At 70.0% G+C, this 18,966-nt stretch carries 14 protein-coding genes; 8 read left to right on the top strand and 6 right to left on the bottom strand.

Features of this window, described 5'->3' with window-relative positions:
* The first annotated feature begins 105 nt into the window (after positions 1–105).
* Both HXX10_RS01650 and fliP read left to right on the top strand, forming a co-directional pair.
* Entirely contained in the window at positions 106–1,290 is a 1,185-nt protein-coding gene (locus tag HXX10_RS01650) for a flagellar biosynthetic protein FliO (RefSeq protein ID WP_296519595.1), read from the top strand.
* A gap of 62 nt (positions 1,291–1,352) precedes the next feature.
* Positions 1,353–2,063 (top strand): flagellar type III secretion system pore protein FliP, encoded by a 711-nt coding sequence (gene fliP, locus HXX10_RS01645; protein WP_296519701.1) that lies wholly within the window; start codon positions 1,353–1,355, stop codon positions 2,061–2,063.
* A gap of 198 nt (positions 2,064–2,261) precedes the next feature.
* On the opposite strand, the gene HXX10_RS01640 is transcribed toward fliP, so the two are convergent.
* Together HXX10_RS01640 and HXX10_RS01635 are read right to left on the bottom strand one after the other, a co-directional pair.
* Positions 2,262–6,242, bottom strand: a complete 3,981-nt coding sequence (locus HXX10_RS01640; protein WP_296519593.1) for a tetratricopeptide repeat protein — start codon at positions 6,240–6,242, stop codon at positions 2,262–2,264.
* Between the two features lie 226 nt (positions 6,243–6,468).
* Entirely contained in the window at positions 6,469–7,383 is a 915-nt protein-coding gene (locus tag HXX10_RS01635) for a VOC family protein (protein ID WP_296519592.1), read from the bottom strand.
* Positions 7,384–7,603: 220 nt separating this feature from the next.
* Between HXX10_RS01635 and HXX10_RS01630 the strand changes: the two genes are divergently transcribed.
* The 4 genes from HXX10_RS01630 to HXX10_RS01615 all read left to right on the top strand — a co-directional run bounded on the left by HXX10_RS01630 (position 7,604) and on the right by HXX10_RS01615 (position 11,401).
* Entirely contained in the window at positions 7,604–8,437 is an 834-nt protein-coding gene (locus HXX10_RS01630) for an ABC transporter ATP-binding protein (protein WP_296519591.1), read from the top strand.
* Positions 8,438–8,472: 35 nt separating this feature from the next.
* Entirely contained in the window at positions 8,473–9,453 is a 981-nt protein-coding gene (locus tag HXX10_RS01625) for an ABC transporter substrate-binding protein (protein ID WP_296519590.1), read from the top strand.
* Positions 9,450–10,247: an ABC transporter permease gene (locus tag HXX10_RS01620; RefSeq protein ID WP_296519589.1), complete on the top strand. Its 798-nt coding sequence runs from the start codon at positions 9,450–9,452 to the stop codon at positions 10,245–10,247. The genes HXX10_RS01625 and HXX10_RS01620 overlap by 4 nt, the downstream gene beginning before the upstream one ends.
* A 170-nt stretch (positions 10,248–10,417) precedes the next feature.
* Entirely contained in the window at positions 10,418–11,401 is a 984-nt protein-coding gene (locus HXX10_RS01615; protein ID WP_296519588.1) for a tripartite tricarboxylate transporter substrate binding protein, read from the top strand.
* Positions 11,402–11,765: 364 nt separating this feature from the next.
* Here HXX10_RS01615 and HXX10_RS01610 read toward each other — a convergent pair whose 3' ends face one another.
* The 3 genes from HXX10_RS01610 to HXX10_RS01600 all read right to left on the bottom strand — a co-directional run bounded on the left by HXX10_RS01610 (position 11,766) and on the right by HXX10_RS01600 (position 14,884).
* Positions 11,766–13,283 carry a class I adenylate-forming enzyme family protein gene (locus tag HXX10_RS01610; protein WP_296519587.1) on the bottom strand — a complete coding sequence of 506 codons (1,518 nt, stop codon included), beginning with the start codon at positions 13,281–13,283 and terminating at the stop codon, positions 11,766–11,768.
* A 168-nt stretch (positions 13,284–13,451) separates the two neighbouring features.
* Positions 13,452–13,883, bottom strand: coding sequence for a PaaI family thioesterase (locus HXX10_RS01605; RefSeq protein ID WP_296519586.1), 432 nt, complete (start codon positions 13,881–13,883; stop codon positions 13,452–13,454).
* Positions 13,880–14,884, bottom strand: coding sequence for a zinc-binding dehydrogenase (locus HXX10_RS01600; protein WP_296519585.1), 1,005 nt, complete (start codon positions 14,882–14,884; stop codon positions 13,880–13,882). The genes HXX10_RS01605 and HXX10_RS01600 overlap by 4 nt, the downstream gene beginning before the upstream one ends.
* 243 nt (positions 14,885–15,127) lie before the next feature.
* Here HXX10_RS01600 and HXX10_RS01595 point away from each other — a divergent pair, with 243 nt between their 5' ends.
* Positions 15,128–16,726, top strand: coding sequence for a UbiD family decarboxylase (locus tag HXX10_RS01595; protein ID WP_296519584.1), 1,599 nt, complete (start codon positions 15,128–15,130; stop codon positions 16,724–16,726).
* 356 nt (positions 16,727–17,082) lie between these two features.
* On the opposite strand, the gene HXX10_RS01590 is transcribed toward HXX10_RS01595, so the two are convergent.
* On the bottom strand, positions 17,083–17,856 hold the full coding sequence (locus HXX10_RS01590) for an IclR family transcriptional regulator (RefSeq protein WP_296519583.1): 774 nt from the start codon (positions 17,854–17,856) through the stop codon (positions 17,083–17,085).
* A gap of 115 nt (positions 17,857–17,971) precedes the next feature.
* Between HXX10_RS01590 and HXX10_RS01585 the strand changes: the two genes are divergently transcribed.
* Entirely contained in the window at positions 17,972–18,958 is a 987-nt protein-coding gene (locus tag HXX10_RS01585; RefSeq protein ID WP_296519582.1) for an ABC transporter substrate-binding protein, read from the top strand.
* Positions 18,959–18,966 lie beyond the last annotated feature (8 nt).

Below are 18,966 nucleotides of genomic sequence, written 5' to 3'. Positions count from 1 at the left end.
GTTAAGGAACCGGGTGGGGCCGTACGGCAGTTTTTGCCGGACCCGTTAACCATTGAACGAATCGACTCGGCTCACGCGGCAGGAGCTGAGAAAGGATGAATGCCCATGGTCGGCGATATGCCGCTTCCCGCGAAGTTCTTCATCGCCTTCGTGATCGTCCTGGCGCTGATCGGCGGCGTCGCCTGGCTGGTGCGGCGATTTTCGTCCGGCGGGCTCGGCTCCGCCTCGGCGCGCGGCCGGCAGGCCCGGCTCGGGGTGATCGAGGCGACCGCCGTGGACAGCCGGCGCCGGCTGGTGCTGGTGCGGCGTGACAATGTCGAGCACCTGATCATGCTGGGCGGCCCGACCGACGTGGTCGTCGAGGCCAATATCGTGCGCGGCCAGCCGGCGGCGCCGATGCGCGACGTGCCGGTGCCCCGGCTCGACCAGGCCGGTCGGCCACTGCCCGAGAACGGGCTGTGGCAGACGACGCCCGAGCCCTCCTTCCGTAACGCCCGCGGCAGCGCCCTGATGCCGCCGCTGGCCGAGGACCTGCCGCTGCAGCCGCAGGTCGAGCCGGTGCCGCGGCCGCAGACCGCCGACCGGCTCGCCGGGCTGGCCGCCGAGCTCGCCCGCAGCGCCCCGCCCCCGATCGTCGAGCCGCGGATGGCCGAGCCGCGAATGTCGGAGCCCCGCATGCCGGAGGCCCGCATGCCCGAGGCCCGCATGGCCGAGCCGCGCGTCTCCGAGCCGCGCCTGTCCGAGCCGCGCGGGCCGGAGCCCCGCCTGGGCGATTCCCGCCTGTCCGAGCCGCGCCGGCCGGCGCCCGACCTCCGCCGGCCGATGGAGCCGCGGCGGGCGCCGCCCGCACCGCCCCCTGCCCCGACCGAGGACGCCAATGCGGGCGACCGCCAGCTCGCCGCCATGGCCGAGCAGCTCGAGGCCGCTCTGCGGCGGCCGGGAGCCGCCGAGCCGGCCGCGGCTGCCGAACCGGCTCCCGCTCCGCCCGCGCCGGCCCAGCGGCCGCGGCTGCCGCCGCGAAACCCGCTGGAGCCGCGCAGCTCGCTGCTCTCCCGCCCCCCGGCGGCGCGTCCGCCCGCAGCCGAGCCGCCGGCCCCGCCGGTGGCGCCGTCCGACAACGGCCAGGCGAGCGCCCCGGCCGCGCCGTTCCACGCCGCCGACGAGCCCCATGCGGGCGCACCGGCCCCTGGGCCGGCCGGCGAGACGCCCGACAAGCCCGGCAAGACCCCCTACGAGAGCCTCGAAGAGGAAATGGCGAATCTGCTCGGCCGCGCGCCCGGAAAGCCGTGACGCGACCCTCGCTCGGCCGCCGCGTTCGTCTCGCGACGGTGGCGGCCGCAGTAACGCTGGCGATGGTGGCGGGGTCGGCGGCCTTGTGGCCGGCGGCCGCCCAGAACATCAGCATCGATCTCGGCGGCGGCCAGGGCGGCGGCCTCACCGAGCGCGTGATCCAGATCATCGCGCTGATCACGGTGCTGTCGCTCGCCCCCTCCATCCTGGTGATGGTGACGTCGTTCACCCGCATCGTGGTGGTGCTGTCGCTGCTGCGGACCGCGCTCGGCACCGCCACGGCGCCACCCAACACCGTGATCATCTCGCTCGCGCTGTTCCTCACCGCCTTCGTGATGGGGCCGGCCTTCGAGCGCGCCTACGATGTCGGCCTGCGGCCGCTGGTCAACAACGAGATCACGCCCGAGCAGGCCTTCGAGCGCTCCAGCGAGCCGTTCCGCGCCTTCATGCTGAAGAACGTGCGCGACAAGGATCTCAAGCTGTTCGTCGACATGGCGCGCGAGCCGCCGCCGGCCACCCCCGAGGAGCTGTCGCTGCGCATCCTGGTGCCCGCCTTCATGATCTCCGAGCTGAAGCGGGCCTTCGAGATCGGCTTCCTGTTGTTCTTGCCGTTCCTGATCATCGACCTCGTGGTCGCCTCGGTGCTGATGTCGATGGGCATGATGATGCTGCCTCCGGCCGTCATCTCGCTGCCGTTCAAGCTGATCTTCTTCGTCCTGGTGGACGGCTGGAATCTGGTCGCCGGCAGCCTGGTGCAGAGCTACGGCAGCTAGGGCGGCGGGCGAACGAGCCGGCGGTTCCTTCGCTGGTCATTCCGGGACGCGCGCTCGCGCGCGGACCCGGAATCCAGACGCAATCTCGGAATCCGTGGCTGGATTCCGGGTTCGCACCTTCGGTGCGCCCCGGAATGACTGACTCCTGAACCGGACCTGTACAAGGCCGCTCTCTTGCGGCTTGGCTTCTCGGACAGTCTACCGGCGCACCGCGACGGCCTTGCGGGAGCGGATCGCCGCGGTCGGATCGGGATCGGGCAGCGGCGCCCGCGTCTGGTTGCCGGGCGTGCCCGGGGCGGCCGGGGTGCCCGGAGCGGCCGGGGCGGCCGTCGGCGCCAGCGGGACGTCGTGGTTGAACGAGCCGGTCTCCGGAAAGCGGGCCCGCATGTCGCGCAGGAAGCTGTCCAGCGTGTCGTTCGAGCCGACCATGCGGGCGACCGCGGCGAACTCGGTGGCGTTGGACGCGCGCGGCGCGGTCGCCACCTCGAAGGCGCGGCGATCCGGTCCATCGGCCATCTTGGCGACGTACTTCTCGCGGAAGCGGCCGAGCCCGATCGTGTCCTCGGAGAGCGCGTAGCCGATCGCGGCGCGCAGCAGGTCGCTGCGCTCCGGCTCGCTCAGCGGCTGCCAGTCGCGCCAGCGGTCGCCATACATCACCTCGATCTGCTCGGCCGCCGCCTGCCAACGCTTGGCCGACCACAGGATATCGCTGCGCAGCCGCACCGCCTCGCGCCCGTCGAGATTGCCGACCACCTCGAGGGCGAGGTCGGGCCGGCCGATGTCCGACAGCGCCCGCCCCTCGATCAGCAGCCGCTGGTTGCGCAACTCGGTCGCCAGGTTGGTGCTCTGGGTGACGCGCAGCGTGTTGAGGGCGCGGTCCGGCTTGCGGTTCATCAGATAGACGATGGCGAGCCTCGTCGCGACCTGGGCCCGCGCCGCCCCTTGCAGGCGGTGGTCGACCTGGTGCTGCAGCAGCTCGGCCGCCTGGTCGAGCAGGTCGACCGAGACCAGCCGGTCGGCGAGCCTTCGGATCATCTCGTCGCCGCGGCGGCCGATCGGGGTGAGCTCGCGGAAATCGTAAAAGAGGCCGAGCGCGTCGACGGCCGGCATGGCGTCGCCCTTGCCGGCCAGGAACAGCGTGTCGAAGGTCGCGGCCGCCTCGTCCTGGATGCGCCGCGTATGGTCGGAGTTCGGGTGCGCCATCAAGGCGGTGCGCATGACGTGGAAGGCGTCGCGATAGCGCGACTCCTGGGTGTAGAGCCGCGCGAGGAGCTGCAGCGCCTCGATCTCGGTGTCGTCGCCGCGCCAGATCGTGGTGAGCTCCTCGAGCTCGGCGATCACCTCGGAGCGCTTGAGGTCGCCGAGATGGTAGCGCAGCACGGATTCGCGCAGCCGCGCCTGCGCGGCGGCCGGCCCGACCGCGCCCGTCACGGCGAGCCGGTAGTCGGCGAGCGCGTCGCCGCTGCGCCCGAGGCCTTCCGCCACCTTGCCGGACAGCACGGCGATGTCCGCCTCCATGTCCCGGTCGACCCCGAGCGTCTCGAAGGCGTGCAGCGTGTTGGCGGCCGCCGCGAAGTTCTTCACCTCGAGCGAGGCCTGCACGGCCTCCTTGAGGATCAGGCGCTGGAGCTGGATCGGCAGGGTCGAGATGGTCGATTCGACATTGCGGAACTTGTCGGCGGCATCCGCCCAGTTGCCCTGCTTGGCCATGGCGAGGCCGCGCCAGATCTGGGCGTCCGGATGGCTCGCCACGATCGGATGCGAAAGATCCTTCAGGGCCTCGGGAATGCGGCCCAGCATGACGTTGGCGAGGGAGCGCATCAGCATGCCGGCGGGATCGTCGGCGCCGGGCTTCTCGTCGCCGAGCGCGACCTCGAGCACGCCCTTGGCCTCGGGATACATCTCGCGGGCGAGATAGAAGCGGGCCAGATCCATGCGGGCGCCGGTGCGCCGCGTCTCCAGCGCCTCGGCGGCGGCGCTCGTCAGGGCGCGGCGCCGGTCCTCGAAGTTCGCCTCGCGGTCGAAACCCCAGAGCTGCGGATCGAACACGGCCGGACGGAACAGGCCGGAGCGGCGCCCCACCATGTCGCTCGCCGACACCGACAGGCCGCCGGGCCGGCCGAGCGTGATGCGGTCGGCCCCGAGCTCGACCGTCAGGTCGTCGGCGATCGGCGCCAGCACCACGCCATGCGACGACGGCAGCGTGCTGAACTCGACATACTCCTGCCCCTGCAGGAAGCCGCGCGGCGGCCCGAGACCCGTCACCACGACCAGCGTGTCGCCGGCCTCCGGATCGGGCAGCCGATGGACGGCGCGCGGATCGTCGAACGGGATCGCCGCCGTGGTGCGGCTCTGGCTCGCCGGATTGCGGACCAGGGCCAGCGGCCGCGGCGCCTCCATGACCTGATCGCCGATCACGACCGTGACCGTCGCGCCGTCGATCCGCACGGTCGCGAGCCGCGGCCGCTCCAGCTTGAGGCGCAGCGCCTGGCCGTCGCGCAGCGGCACCAGCGACGCGCTCTGGACGGTGCCGCTGCGGTCGCGCAGCAGCGCTGCGATATCGATCTTGGCGCCGGTGTCGAGCACGACCCACAGCGTGTCGGCGCGGTTGAACACCGCGACCGGGGTCGTCACCGGGAACGGGAAGCTGAGGATCAGATTGTCGGCCTGGCGACTGACCTGGACGGCGACCGCCCCGGTGCGGTCGGCCGGCGCGGTCGGCGTGACCGCCGGGGGGGCCGGCTCGGCACGCGGCGGCTCGGTGCGGACCGGCGCCGGCTCGGTCTTCGCGGCAACCGGTGCGGGTGCGGCGGGAACATCGGACGGGTCGGCGACCGGTGAGGCGACGGCCGGAGCCGGGGCCGGCACGGTCGCGGGCGCTGCTGTCACGGGTGCCGGTGCAGGAGCAGCCGCGGGTGCAGGGGCCGCAGCAGGCGCAGGCGCCGGTGCTGGAGCGGCCGCAGATGCAGGGGCCACAGCAGGCGCCGGCGCCGGTGTCGAGGCCGGCACGGTCGCGGGCGCGGCTATCACGGGCGCCGGCCCAGGGGCAGCAGGCGACGGTGCAGGAGCGGCAGCGGGTGCAGCAGCGACCCGCGCCGGTGCAGGTTTGGGCGGAGCAGCGGCAGCCGCTGGGGCAGGCGCCGGCGCCGGCGGGGCGGCGGGTGGCGGGCCGACGGTGGCCGGTGGGGTCAGGGCCGAGGGCGGCAGCGGCGGACGGGCGGGCTCCTGCGCCGGCACGGTCTGGGGCGGCACCGCCTGGGGCGGCTCGATCCCGGCGGAGCGCTTCGGATCGCGGCCGCCGCCGGCGAGCAGCGCCGCCAGCTCGGCGGCGCGACCGGCCGGATCGCTCTCGCTGCGGCGCTTGGCGGCCTCCACGGCGCCGACATCGACCACGAAGCTCGCGTCCTCGCGAAACGTACGAACGTCGACATTGCCGATGAAGCCGAACCGGACCGTGGTCGTCTGGTCGCGGATCTCGGAGTCGACCCCCGCCAGCATGGGCGGCGGCGAGCCCTTGGCGTCGGCGAGATCGAATTTCAGCGGCGCCTCGAAGGTGAGGGTCAGCGCCTCCTTCTCGCGCGAGGTGGCGACCGGGATCAGGTCGGGCAGGTCGAAGACGTAGCGCGAGAAGGTCGGCTGGTGCGAGACGCGCACCCGCGTGAGCGCCATCTGCTTCTGGCGCACGAGCTGCTGCTGCTGGCGCACCTTCTTCTCGGCCTCGCGGGCGCGCCGGGCCAGATCCTCCACCACCTCCTGCGGCAGGCCGGGCGGTGCCCCGGTCCAGGTGTCCGGCAAAAGATCGACATAAAGGCGCTCGCCGGCCGTCAGGGTGTTGAGCTTCACGGGTCGGGACAGTGCGATGCGGATGCCCTTGCCGTCCGGGTCGCGCCGCGCGGCGGCGACATAGCCGGCCGCCGTGGTGGAGAGACGATCGACGGCGACTTGGACGGGCGTGCGGAAGCCGACGATCACGATGCCGTTCGCCATCCGCACATCGCTCTCCACGTCCTCGGCGAAGTGGAAGACGATGCGGGCGTAGCCCTCGCTGGTGTTGACGGACAGCTCGGCCTTGACGGCTTGGGGTGCGGCGACGGCGGGTCGCGGCGACGCAGGAGCGACCACCAGGGCGGCAGCGAGGAGAACGCCGGCGAACCGCGCGCACGCCCGCCCGACCGGCACGAGACGCGCCGGCCCAGACGGACCAAACACTGCGCGAAACGCAACTGACAAGGGCGGCATGACGGGTCCCGCGCGAACGCGCTACGACAGCACTCGGGATCAGACACGAGCCTAGCCCGCGGCGTTTAACGCGCGCTTAACGCTATGTGGCTGGTTCCGAACGCCGTCTGCTGCGGATCGGCCGCGCGAGGCGGCGCGGCGCCGATCGCGCGGCCCGGGACGGCATTCACCGCCGCCAGGGCAGCCGCGAGGCGTCCTCGACGAACACCCAGGCGCCCTGCCCCAGCCCCTCCGGGAACGGGGCCACGACGGAGCCATTGCGCGCCGTGAACGCCAGTCCGGCCCCGGCGAGCCGCGCCTTCAGCGCGTCGAGCGAGGCGACCGCGAGCCCATAGGCGCCGATGAAGGGCAGCCCGGGCGGAATGGCGCAACCGACCAGATCGTGGAACGCGCCGGACGTCGCGAGCTGCACGCGGCCGCGATCGAGCTTGATGGCCGGACCGGCGCGCTCCTGCGTCACCGGACGATCGAGAAAGCGGGAGAAGCGCGCCGCCGCCTCGCCGACATCGCCGACCGCGACCAGGACGTCGAGCAGCGCCGTGACGCCGTTCGGATGCGCGAGCCAACGCGGCTGCCACACCGTGCGCTCGGTGCGATGCGTCAGCATCTGGATGCGGCCTTCCGGCATCACGCCGGGCGACAGCCGCGCCACCGTGAAGGCGGCGATGCCGGGACCATCGGCGGTCTCGACCGGACGCTGCATCGACACCAGCGGCTGCATCGGCATGCCGCTCGCGGCAAGCCGCCCATAGTGCTTGGCCGCGTCGGCGACCGAGAAGGCGATCAGATGCACGCCGACGTGGCGGGCGAGCGCACTGTCGAGCTGGCGGCCGAGCGGCGTGTCGGCGGTCTTGAACAGAACCTCCATGTAGCCGCGCGAGAACATCGCCGTGACGTTGCCGGTGCCGGCCGGTGCCAGGCTGCCGTCCGGCGTCGGGTTGACCTGCACGGAGGGCGGCGTCGGTGCAAAGCCGGCGCGGGCGAGCGCGGCAATCGCGGCATCACGGTCCGCGGCAAAATGACCGACATGGTCGAGAAAAATCTGCTCCCCCACGGGAAGCTGACGCGCGCTTTCTTCCATGAACCCCCAAACCCCCAGTCCCACTGTCGTTTTTTACAACTTCGCGCGACGGTTGGTGCCTGCCGCGACCGCTCCGCCTTATATACGAGGCGTCGCCGCCGTCGACTCTCCCCGGGCCGGCGGCAGGGACGACACACGGACTTCGCCCGTCGTGGCCCTTGCAAACGGCACAGATTTTGCTCTGTTGAACGGCCCGCAACTGGTCGAGAATGGACCTCGTTTGACCCCCGCCCCCACCATCGACGCTGCGGCGCCGCTCGCGCGCCACGCCGCCCCGGATCATCGTCAGGCGCTGGCGTTCCGCCACGTCTCGAAGCATTTCTTTCGCGACGACGGCTCGTCGCTGGAGGTGCTGCGCGACGTCTCCTTCGACGTGCCGGCCGGCAGCGTGGTGTCGATCCTCGGCCCGTCGGGCTCCGGCAAGTCGACGCTGCTCAACATGGCGGCGGGCCTGCTCGCCCCCGACCAGGGCAAGGTGCTGGTGCTCGGCCACGAGACCACCGGCGCGGTCGACTGGTCGCGGCTCGGCTACATGTTCCAGGACGATCGCCTGCTGCCGTGGCGCCAGGCGCTCGGCAATGTGGCACTGGCGCTGGAGGCCGGATCGGTGTCGCGGCAGGAGCGGCGCGAGCGCGCCCAGGCCCAGCTCGCCGTCGTCGGCCTCGGCGATTTCGGCAGCGCCTATCCGCACCAGCTCTCGGGCGGCATGCGCAGCCGCGTGGCGCTCGCCCGCAGCCTCGTCACCGAGCCCGACATCCTGCTGATGGACGAGCCGTTCTCGCGCCTCGACGCGCAGACCCGCACGAGCATGCACAACGAGCTGCTGCGCATCCACCGCGAGCGCGGCATGTCCATCGTGTTCGTCACCCACGACGTCGAGGAGGCCGTAATCCTGGCCGACCACATCGTGATGCTGTCGCCGCGGCCCGGCCGCGTCCACACCGAGATCGACGTCACCCTGCCGCATCCCCGCCTCGGCACCCCGGACGCCCAAGCTCTCGTCGCGGAGCTGCGTGCCGCGATCGCAGGGATGTCGGCCGACTGGGTGATCTGACCCTGACCGTTCCGCCCCCGACTTCGGAGATTCGCATGTTCGTCCGCAAGCTCGCCGTCCTGCTCGCCCTCGCGGCCGCCACGCTCGCGCCAGCGGCGGCGAACGCCCAGGAAAAGATCAAGGTCGGCTACTGGACCTCGGGCTTCAGCGTCGGCTTCGGCGCCGTGCTCGAGGTCGGCAAGTTCCTCGAGGCCCAGGGCCTCGTGCCCGAATACATCAAGTTCAGCGATGTCAACGGCCCCACCAAGGCGCTGATGACCAACTCGATCGACGTCGCCTTCGGGGCGCCGGCGACCGGCGCCTTCACGCTCGGCGGCGAAGGCGCCCCGCTCGAGGTGGTGCTGGTGACCCAGATCGCCGAGGCGACCTTCGTCACCAAGGAGGGATCGCCGATCACGTCGCTGTCCGACCTCAAGGGCAAGAAGGTCGGCATGTCGCCGGCCGGCAGCGCCATGTACGCCATCACGACGGCGCTGCTGGAGAAGAACCAGGGCCTCAAGCGCACCGACTACACGGCGGTGCCCGGCAACGAGGGGCGGCTCTTGCAGTTCCTCGCCCAGGGCGACATCGACGTCGCCGCGCTGCGCGCCGTCACGCTCGCCTCGGTGACCGACACCAAGCTGAAGTCGCTCGGCAATGTCGTCGAGCAGTGGCAGACGATGACCGGCACCAAGGCGCCGCCGATCCTGGGTGTCGCCATCGTCCACAAGGCCTTCGCCCGACAGAGCCCGCAGGCCGTGGTGAAATACGTCAAGGCCATCATGGCGGCGACCAAATTCGGCAGCAAGGAGACCGAGAAGGCCTCCGACATCCTGCGCAGCAGCGCCAATCTCGACGCCAAGGACGCCACCGCCTATGCCCGGCTGTGGGACCAGTTCTACGTCGCCTCGCTCGAGCCCGCCGACATCGCCACGCTGAAGACGATGGCCGAAGTGTTTCGCGCCGCCGGCACCATCGAGACGGCGGTCCCGGACTCGCTGTTCGTGCCGACCTATTACGAGCAGGCAAAGAAGTGAGAGCACCGACCGACAAGCCTATCAAGACGGGGACCGGGAGCGCGACCATCGCGTTCCGCCGCACCGCGCTGCTGATCCTGCTGATCGCGGTGTGGTGGGCGGCCTCGCTGGCGACGCCCGTCTACGTGCTGCCGAGCCCGGCCCGGGTGATGAATCGGCTGATCATGCTCGCCCAGAACGGCGACCTGTTCACCAACCTGTTCACCACGCTGTGGCGCGTGCTCGCCGGCTTCGCGCTCGCCGTGCTGATCGGCGTGCCGGGCGGCATCCTGCTCGGCTCCAACCGGGCGCTCGGCACCTTCTTCGAACCGGTGCTGCCGGTGATGAACACGGTGTCGTCGGCCATCTGGGCGATCTTCGCCATCATCTGGTTCGGCCTGTCGCCGCTCACCCCGATCTTCGTCGTGCTGATGACCGCCCTGCCGCTGATCATCACCAATGTCTGGCAGGGCACCCAGGCCGTGAACGCCGACTTCGTCGAGCTGGCGCAGACGCTGCGCTTCTCGCGGCTGAAGACGCTGCTGAAGATCTACGTGCCGTCGATCCTGCCCTATTTCTTCTCGGGCGCACGGCTCGCCTTCGGGTTCGGCTGGCGCGTCAGCCTGGTCGCCGAGACGCTCGGCGCCTCGAGCGGCGTCGGCTACCGGCTGCGCCAGGCCTCCGACCTGATCCAGACCGACCAGGTGTTCGCCTGGACGATCGCCCAGATCGCCATGATGGTGGTGATCGAGATCGGCCTCTTGGCGCCGCTGGAGCGGCATCTGTTCCGCTGGCGCCGCGACGTGCGGACGTGATTTTTTCGCCGCGGCGCAGCGCCGCGGCGTGACGTGACAAGGGCGGCGACGGGCGGCTTCGACCCGCCGCGCAAAGACCCGAGGGAGAGCCCGAGTCCATACGACCCGCAGAGCGGGTCCGTGTTCGTGCAGCGCGGCGGCCCCCGGCCGTGCCGCGACGGGAGACGACGATGCTACGACGTGACGTGCTGAAGCTCGCCTTGGGCTCGCTCGCCGGGGCCGCCCTGGCGGCGCCTGCCTTCGCGCAAGGCCCGTGGCCCGATCGCGCGATCCGCCTGATCGTGCCGCGCAGCGCCGGTGGCGTGCTCGACATCGTCGCGCGGCAATGGGCCGAATGGGTGAAGGGCTCGCTCGGCAGCATCGTGATCGAGAACCAGGGCGGCGGCGGCGGCATCATCGGCACCGCCATGGCGGCGCGCAGCGCGCCGGACGGCTACACGCTGCTGCTCGGCTCGACCAGCGACCTCGTGCTCAACCCGGCGCTCAACAGCAAGACGAATTACGAGGCGAAGGACTTTGCGCCGATCGCCACCATGGCGATCTCGGTCGCGGCCATCATCGTGCACCCGTCGGTGCCGGCCCAGAACCTGAAAGAGCTCGCCGCCTGGGCCAAGGCGAACCCCAACAAGCTGTCCTACGGCTCGGCCGGCGTCGGCACCATGGCGAATCTCGCGGGTGAGCTGTTCAAGTCGCTCGCCGGCACGCCCGACATCGTCCACATCCCCTACAAGGGCGCGGCGGGCGGCTATGCCGATCTGATCTCCGGCCAGGTGCCGATGTTCGCCTCCAACATCACCGACCAGATGCTGGAGCTGCACCGCGCCGGCAAGGTGCGCATCCTGGCGGTGGCGACCGAGCAACGCCTCGCCATCGCGCCGGAGCTGCCGACCACGGCCGAGGCCGGCTATCCGGAGCTGATCGCCAAGCTGGCGCTCGGCCTGTTCGCGCCGGCAGGCACGCCCGAGCCGATCCTCGACCAGCTCGCCGAGGTGACCCGCAAGGCCCTCGACGAGCCCGAGTTCCGCGGAAAGCTGGTGCAGGCCGGCTTCGAGCCGGTGCTCGGCGTCGGCCGCCGCGAGACGGCGGAGTTCATCACCGCCGAGCACAAGCGCTGGACCCCGATCGTGATGTCGTCGGGGCTGCGGACGCAGTAGAGCTCCTGGTCGTTCGGGGCGCGCGGTCGTCCCGTTTTACTCCGCTCGTCCCCGCGAAAGCGCTACGGGATGCACAGATCTCGTTTTGTCGAGACCATCTGGTGGTACGGCAAAAAGAGCGCCTTCCCCACCGTCGTCATCGCCGGGCTTGACCCGGCGATCCATCATCCTGCGAACAAAGCATTTTTGCGAAAATCGATGGATGCGCGGGTCGAGCCCGCGCATGACGCTCTCATGCATGGCAAGCGATGTGTGCATCCCGTAGCGCGAAAGCGGGGACCCAGAGCCCCGGGGTGCGCGGCCTCTGGATTCCCGCTTGCGCGGGAATGAGCGGAGTGTGTGACTCCGGCGGAACTCCCTCCACTCAGCCCCGGCTCTTCGCCAGCCGCGCCTCGGCATCGCTGTGCAGGGCGCCGCGGTCGATCTTGTTGGTCGAGGCGAGCGGCAGCTTGTCGACGAACCAGACGAAGCGCGGGTGCTGATAGGCCGGCGCGTTGGCGAGCGCGAAGCGCTTGATCTCCTCGGCGTCGGGATGCCGGCCGGCGCGCGGAATGACGAAGGCGACCGGCTTCTGCCCCTTGATCTCGTCGTCGACTGGCACCACGGCGGCCTGCGCCACGTCGGGATGGCGCTCCAGCATTCTTTCGACGTCGCCCGGAAAGATGTTCTCGCCGCCGGAGACGAACATGTCGTCGGTGCGCCCGACGAAGGTGTAGAAGCCGTCGTGGTCGCGCCGAAACACGTCGCCGGTCCTGTAGAAGCCGTCGGGCGTGATCGGCGGCGGCAGGTCGGGACGGTTGTGATAGCCGTTCATGATGGCCGGCGACCTCATCTCCAGCGCGCCTTCGGCGGCGTCGCGATCGTCGCCGTCGACGAGGCGCACCGCGACCTCGGGATGCGGATAGCCGACCGAGGTGTCGGGCTGCTTCAGGCCGTCCGGATGCGGCCCGAACACCACCGGGCCGCCCTCGGTCGTGCCGTAGGCATTGGTGATCACGGCGTGCGGCAGCAGCTTGCGGATGCCCTCCATCAGGCTGGCGCTGACCGGCGCCGAGCCCATGCGGATGAGCTTCACGCTGGACAGATCCGTGCGTGCCAAAAGCTCGTGCTCGCGCAGCATCATGGCCATCATGGGCGGCACGGCGGTGAGCCAGGTCGCCTTGAAGCGGCCGATCGCCTCGATATAGGCGGCGGCCGTGAACTGCGGCAGCAGCACCATGGTGGCGTGCGCCGCGCAGGCGAGCTTGGCCAAAGCCAGCGCGTTCATGTGGTAGAGCGGCGCTGCGATCAGAAAGCGATGGCCGGAGAGGTCCAGCCCTTTCGACCGCGCCTTGACGACCCACAGATGGCTCTGGTGCGACAGCACCACGCCCTTGGGCACGCCGGTCGAGCCCGACGTGTAGAGGAACATGGCGGGCTCGGCGTCGTGCGGCACCACGGCCGCGAACGGGCCGGGATCGAGAAAGCCCTCGAAACTCTCGGCGCCATGCCGGCCGAAGCAGACGACCGGCAGATCCGGCGGACAGTCGTCGCGCCGCGCCGAATCGCAGAACACCAGCCTGGCGCCGCTATCCTTCAGAATGAACGCGATGGTGGCGCGCGGGAACTTGAAGTTCACCGGCACGGCGACGAGGCCCGCCCGCATGATCCCGTAATAGGCGGCGAGATATTCGGACCGGTTCGCCGACAGAATGGCGACGCGCTCGCCGCGGGCGAAACCGCGGGCGAGCAGCGCCCGGGCGACGCCGTTCGCCGCTGCGTCCAGCGCCGCATAGGAGATTTCGCGCGGCGTCTCCTCGCCGCCGAGATCGATCACGGCGATCTTTCCGAGATCCTGGTCGCGGCGGATCAGATCGCCGAGATTTTTCGGATCATGAGCCATACGCAACCTGTCGCCAACACGAGGTCGAACCGCTTTCACTCCGTCGTTCCGGGGCGCGGCCGCAGGCCGCGAGCCCGGAACCCATAACCCCGGTCCGTGTGTATGGATTCCGGGCTCGCCGCTGCGCGGCGCCCCGGAATGACCGAGGCCTATGTAGTCGCCACGGCATCATCCCTTCGGCTTCGCCGCCACGGCGCCCGTGAAGTAGGTCGCCCGGCCGGACGCCAAAAGCTTGCCCTCGAGGTCGAAGATCTGCGCCTCGGCGGTGGAGAACTGGCTGCCGGCCTTGACGATGCGTCCGCGCACGACCAGGTCGCCCGGCATCGCCGCGGCGTGATAGTCGACCCGCAGGTCGATGGTCGGCACGCCGCGCCCGGTCCTCTTCACCAGCGCCCAGTCGGCGGCGAGGTCGAGCAGCGTCGCCAGGATGCCGCCATGCGTGTAGGGGCGCTCCGGGTGCACCTTCCACTCCTCGCGCCAGGTGGCGCGGATCTCGATCCCGTCGTCGGTGAGCGCCGTCACCTTCAGGCCGAGCCATTGGTGGAACGGCCCCTTGGTGATCATCGCGTCGACGTCTTCGGCGGTGAGGTCGTGGCTCATGGCGTGATCACCACCTTGCCGATCACCTCGCGGTCCTGGATCAGCCGCAGGCCTTCGCGGGCCTGGTCGAGCGGCAGCACCGTGTCGATCACCGGCGCGAGCTTTTTCTCCGCGATCAGATCCATGAGGCCTTTCAGGTTGTCGTCGTAGAAGCTGTTGGAGCCGATGATCTTCAATTCGAAGCTCCAGATGTAGCGCAGGTCCTCCTTGGGATCGTGGCCCGCGGTCGCGCCGCAGACCAGGATCTTGCCGCCGCGCTTGACGCATTTGAGCGACGGCGCCCAGGTGTCGCCGCCCGTGAAGTTGATCACCACGTCGACGCCGCCGTCATAGGTGCGGCGCTGCGGCTTGCCGTAGCGCTCCACCGCCCACTTCGAGAAGTCCGTCTTGGTGTAGTCGATCACCTGGTCGGCGCCCATCTCGGTCAGGCGCTTCAGCTTGCTGTCGCTCGACGCGCAGGCGATCACCTCGGCGCCCAGCATTTTTGCCAAAATCACGCAGCCGGTGCCGACGCCGCCGGAGGCGCCGAGCACGATCACCCTGTCGCCTGCCTTGACGGTGTCGTGGGTGATCAGCATGCGGTGCGCCGTGCCGTAGGCGACCGGCAGCGCCGCCGCCTGCTCGAAGGTCACGTCGGCCGGCATGGCGATGAGCTGATCGGCCGACACGAGGCAATATTCCGCCATGCCGCCGTCGAGCATCTCGCCCATCAGGCCCTTCTTCTTGTTGACCGGATTGACCAGCACGCGGTCGCCGACGGTCCAGCCGCCGACGCCGGGCCCGACCTCGGCGATCTCGCCGGCCATGTCGAGGCCGATCACCACCGGGAACGGCACCTTGATGCCCGGCATGCCGCGCACCGTGAACACATCGTGGTAATTGAACGAGGAGGCGCGCACGCGAATGACGACGTGCCCCTCCGTGACGGTCGGCCGCGGATGGTCCGTCACATAGTCGAGGTCGTCGAGAGTGCCGTGCTGGCGCAGCACCAGTGCTCGCATCGTCCCGCTCAAAGCCTTCGTCTCCTCTTCGTCCTCGTACGGGCTTTCGTCCCCGTACGGGCGTTCCGCGCCCTTGATTAACCCAGGCAGCCTGATATGCAAAGTCGTGCCGCGCGCATGGCGAAGCGGCACGGATCTGGCTTCGGAGGGTGCGCCGTCGCCCGATCGTGCGGTTGTACGATCGCGGCGCGCGGTCGTCGACACCAGGTTGCGTCCGCCCCCCGAAATATCCCGGAGCCCCGTATGCAAGAGACGTTCCGAGAGTTCCTCGACCGGCTGCGCGAGGCCGGCGAGATGGTCGACCTGCGCCAGCCGGTGGACATCCGGCACATCGCCACGCTGGTCGACCAGTCGGACAAGGCGCTGTTCTTCCACGACGTGATCGGATACCGCACGCCGGTGGTCTCGGGCATCATCCGCACCCGCGAGCGCGCCATGATGTCGCTTCGCGCCGCCACCTATCGGGACATCGAGGACCGGCTGAAGGCCGCCACCGACAAGCCGATTCCGCCCGTGCGGGTCGCCGGCTCGCCGACCCGCGAGGTGGTGATGACAGGCGACGAGGTCGACCTGTTCCGGCTGCCGATCCCGATGTCGTCGATCTACGACGGCGGCCCGATGATCACGGCCGGCGTGGTGATCGCGCACGACCCGGAACTCGGCTTCAACAGCGGCATCTACCGCTTCATCGTCAAAGAGAAAAATCTCACCGGCATCGACATCGTCACGCCGAACAACATGCGGCTGTTCGCCGACCGAGCCTACAAGGCGGGCCGCCCCTGCCCGATCTCGATCAGCATCGGCACCCACCCGTTCGAGATCACCGGCTCGGGTTTTCGCGCGCCCCTCGGGGTCGACGAGATGGCGATCGCCGGCGGCCTGCGCGGCTCGCCGGTGCAGCTCGCCCCCTGCGAGACCATCGACGTGCCCTATATCGCCGACGCCGAGATCGTGCTGGAGGCCGAGATCCTGCCCACCGGCTGGACCAATCCAGAGGGCCGCTTCGGCGAGTTCACCCGGCTGATGGGCGGGCTGCACTGGAACCCGCTGGTCCGCATCAAGGCGGTCGCGATGCGGCGCGACGCGGTCTACTACGCCCTGCATATGCCGTGGGAGAACACTTGGCTGGCGGCGCCGACCCGCTATGCGGCGATCCGTCAGGCGCTCAGGACCGCCGGCGTGGTGGTCAAGGACATCAATGTCACGCTCGGCGGCTGTGCCTTCTGGCACGCCGTCGTGTCGATCAAGAAGCAGCCCGGCGAAGGCAAGACCGCGCTATTGGCCGCCCTCTCGGTGATGGACCTCAAGCACGTCGTGGTGGTCGACGACGACATCGACGTCAACGACCCGGCCGAGGTCGAGTGGGCGATCGCCACCAGGGTGCAGGCCGACCGCGACGTGATGATCGTCTCCAATGCGCGGGCGAAGCCGCTCGATCCGAGCCTCTACCCGACGGCGCCGGGTGTGGTGCCGACCGGCGCCAAGATGGGCATCGACGCGACGATCCCGGAATACGCCCAGCGCGAGGCCTACGAGCGCATCACCTACGCCTATGCCGACACGGCCAAGGTGGCGGACTACGTCGCCGGCAAGGCCGATCCGGCCGGCGAGAGCGGCAGCGACGCGGCGGTGGCCGCGCTCGCCGAGAGGATCCTGGAGAAGATCGCCGTCGAGCCGATGTATTACACCGACATCGCCGAGGCGTTCGCCAGCTACGACTTCCAGACCGTCGCCCGCGCGATCGGCCATCTGCACGCGACCGAGCGGCTGTGGCAGGACAAGACCGGCCGCTGTTGCGTGCGCGGCTCCGCCTTCGCGGCCAAGCCGCCGGGGGGACGGTAGCGCCAAGGCCGCTGAATCCGCTCGTCCCCGCGAAAGCGCTAGGGCATGCACAGATCTCGTTTTGTCGAGACCATCTGGTGGTACGGCAAAAAGAGCGCCTTCCCCACCGTCGTCATCGCCGGGCTTGACCCGGCGATCCATCATCCTGCGAACAAAGCATTTTTGCGAAAATCGATGGATGCGCGGGTCGAGCCCGCGCATGACGCTCTCATGCATGGCAAGCGATGTGTGCATCCCGTAGCGCGAAAGCGGGGACCCAGGAGCCCCGCCGAAGGCCTGGATTCCCGCTTGCGCGGGAATGAGCGGAGATCGGGGCATCTTCCGCGCGACGAAGAGCTGCGCGGCGACAACCTCCCTCACCGCGGCGTCGCGATGGCGTCGCGGGACACGCGCTGGCTGATGATCTCGGCGGCACGGCGCAGGTCCGGCACGAAGGCGTCGACCTTGACGCGGCTCATCACCGAGGAGGTGACCACCAGGCTGATGCCGGCGATCACCTGGCCGTTGCGGAAGATCGGCGCGGCGAGCCCGATCCGCCCTTGCGCCACCTCGGAATCGGTCAGCGCGTAGCCGAGCCGCCGGATCTCCCGCATGTTCGCCTTGAAATCCGGCCAGGTCGCGAGCCCCGAGGCACGGATCGCCTGCTCGTTGGCCAGATAGGCGGCCTTGAGGAGCCGGTCGGGCAGATAGGCGAGGATCGCCTTGGAGGTCGCGCCGACGAACATCGGCATGGCGACGCCGCGCTCGTAGGTGGTCTCGGCGAAGGGCTCGCGCCCGCGCACCTCGTGGACGCACATGACGCATTCGCGGAAGCGCCGGCACAGCAGGATGGTGCCGCGCTCGCCGACCGACTCGAGCACCTCGCGCATCACCGGATCGGCGATCAGGCTCAGCCGGTCGCTCTGCCGCAACAGCCGGTCGTAACGGATGAAGGCCGGACCGAGCGCATAGCCCGCCCCCGCCACCGGATCGAGAAAGCCGGCTTTCACCAGCGCACGAACGCTGCGATAAGCCGTGGAGGTCGAGAGCGACAGGCCGCGGGCGATCCCGTCGACCGTCAGCACCGGGCCCTCCGTCTCGAAGAGCTGCAGGACGGCGAGAATTCGCGCTGGACCGTTCATGGACGACATTTAAGCTGGGTGCTCGGTTTTGCGTCTTTTGACTATACTACAATTTGTCATATAGTGACAACCGCGCTCACCCGGGCTTCGGCCCGGCAACGCCGCCTCTGAGGAGATCTCGGCCATGCGAATCGCGTCCCGCACCCTGAGCTGCCTCGCCCTCGTCCTCGCCGCCATTCTGGCGCCGCTGCCGGCCCACGCCCAGCAAACGACCCAGGCGCCGACCGAGGTGCGGGTCGCCGTGCTGGCGCCGAGCGCCCTGCTCTGGCTGCACGCCGTCGCCCGCGATCTGGGATTTTACGCTGAACGCAACGTCGTCGTGAAGGAGTTGGTTGCGGGATCGAGCCCGGCGCTGCTGCAGGCGGTGTCGTCGGGCAGCGTCGAGGCCGGCATGTCGCTCGGCGACGTGGTGATCCGGGCGGTCGACCAGGGCGCCCCGGTGGTGATCAGCGGCGCCATCCTGGGCAAAACCATCCTGCGGCTGGTCGGCGGCACCGGCATCACCACGCCGAAGCAGCTCGACGGCACCACGGTCACGGCCGGCGCCGTCGAGGGCGGCACCGCCAACCTGCTGCGCTACCAGCTCCAGCGGCTCGGCGTCGATCCGCGCGGCGTCAAGATGGTGGCGCTGACCAACTCGCGCGACCGCGTCGTCGCGCTGGGCAACGGGCAGGTGCAGGGCGCCCTGCTGATCGCGCCGTTCGACACGCTGGCGATCCGCCAGGGCATGAAGGTGCTCGACGTCTACACGGACCCCTACGTCCAGACGCCGCTGGTGCTCAACAAGCCGTGGGCCGAGAAGAACCGCGCCGCCGCCGTCGGCCTCACCAAGGCGCTGCAAAAGGCCGCCGTGTGGATTTACGACCCGGCCAACAAGGACAAGGCGATCGATATCCTGGCCGCCTACACCAAGACCGACCGCGACACCTGCGCCGACTCCTACGCGTTCATGATCCAGCAGCAGCAGGCGATCGGGAAGAACCTCGAGGTCACGGCCGCCGGGCTCGAGAACATCATCAAGATCGACCAGGCGATCGGCGCCAACCCGGCCTCCTCCAAGCCGTTCGACCTGTCGCGCTACTACGACCCGAGCTTTCTCGCCGCCCCGTGAGCCCCGAC

Origin of the sequence: Rhodoplanes sp., assembly GCF_013377085.1 — a bacterium.
Classification (GTDB): domain Bacteria; phylum Pseudomonadota; class Alphaproteobacteria; order Rhizobiales; family Xanthobacteraceae; genus Rhodoplanes.
Note: the sequence above shows the minus strand (reverse complement) of the source record. Positions and strands in the feature narration are given on the sequence as shown.

Excerpts from the sequence above, each read along its gene's own strand:
- HXX10_RS01650 (WP_296519595.1), top strand. The coding sequence starts at position 106 with ATGGTCGGCGATATGCCGCTTCCCGCGAAGTTCTTCATCGCCTTCGTG.
- fliP (WP_296519701.1), top strand. The coding sequence starts at position 1,353 with ATGGTGGCGGGGTCGGCGGCCTTGTGGCCGGCGGCCGCCCAGAACATC.
- HXX10_RS01635 (WP_296519592.1), bottom strand. The coding sequence starts at position 7,383 with ATGGAAGAAAGCGCGCGTCAGCTTCCCGTGGGGGAGCAGATTTTTCTC.
- HXX10_RS01625 (WP_296519590.1), top strand. The coding sequence starts at position 8,473 with ATGTTCGTCCGCAAGCTCGCCGTCCTGCTCGCCCTCGCGGCCGCCACG.
- HXX10_RS01615 (WP_296519588.1), top strand. The coding sequence starts at position 10,418 with ATGCTACGACGTGACGTGCTGAAGCTCGCCTTGGGCTCGCTCGCCGGG.
- HXX10_RS01610 (WP_296519587.1), bottom strand. The coding sequence starts at position 13,283 with ATGGCTCATGATCCGAAAAATCTCGGCGATCTGATCCGCCGCGACCAG.
- HXX10_RS01605 (WP_296519586.1), bottom strand. The coding sequence starts at position 13,883 with ATGAGCCACGACCTCACCGCCGAAGACGTCGACGCGATGATCACCAAG.
- HXX10_RS01600 (WP_296519585.1), bottom strand. The coding sequence starts at position 14,884 with ATGCGAGCACTGGTGCTGCGCCAGCACGGCACTCTCGACGACCTCGAC.
- HXX10_RS01595 (WP_296519584.1), top strand. The coding sequence starts at position 15,128 with ATGCAAGAGACGTTCCGAGAGTTCCTCGACCGGCTGCGCGAGGCCGGC.
- HXX10_RS01590 (WP_296519583.1), bottom strand. The coding sequence starts at position 17,856 with ATGTCGTCCATGAACGGTCCAGCGCGAATTCTCGCCGTCCTGCAGCTC.
- HXX10_RS01585 (WP_296519582.1), top strand. The coding sequence starts at position 17,972 with ATGCGAATCGCGTCCCGCACCCTGAGCTGCCTCGCCCTCGTCCTCGCC.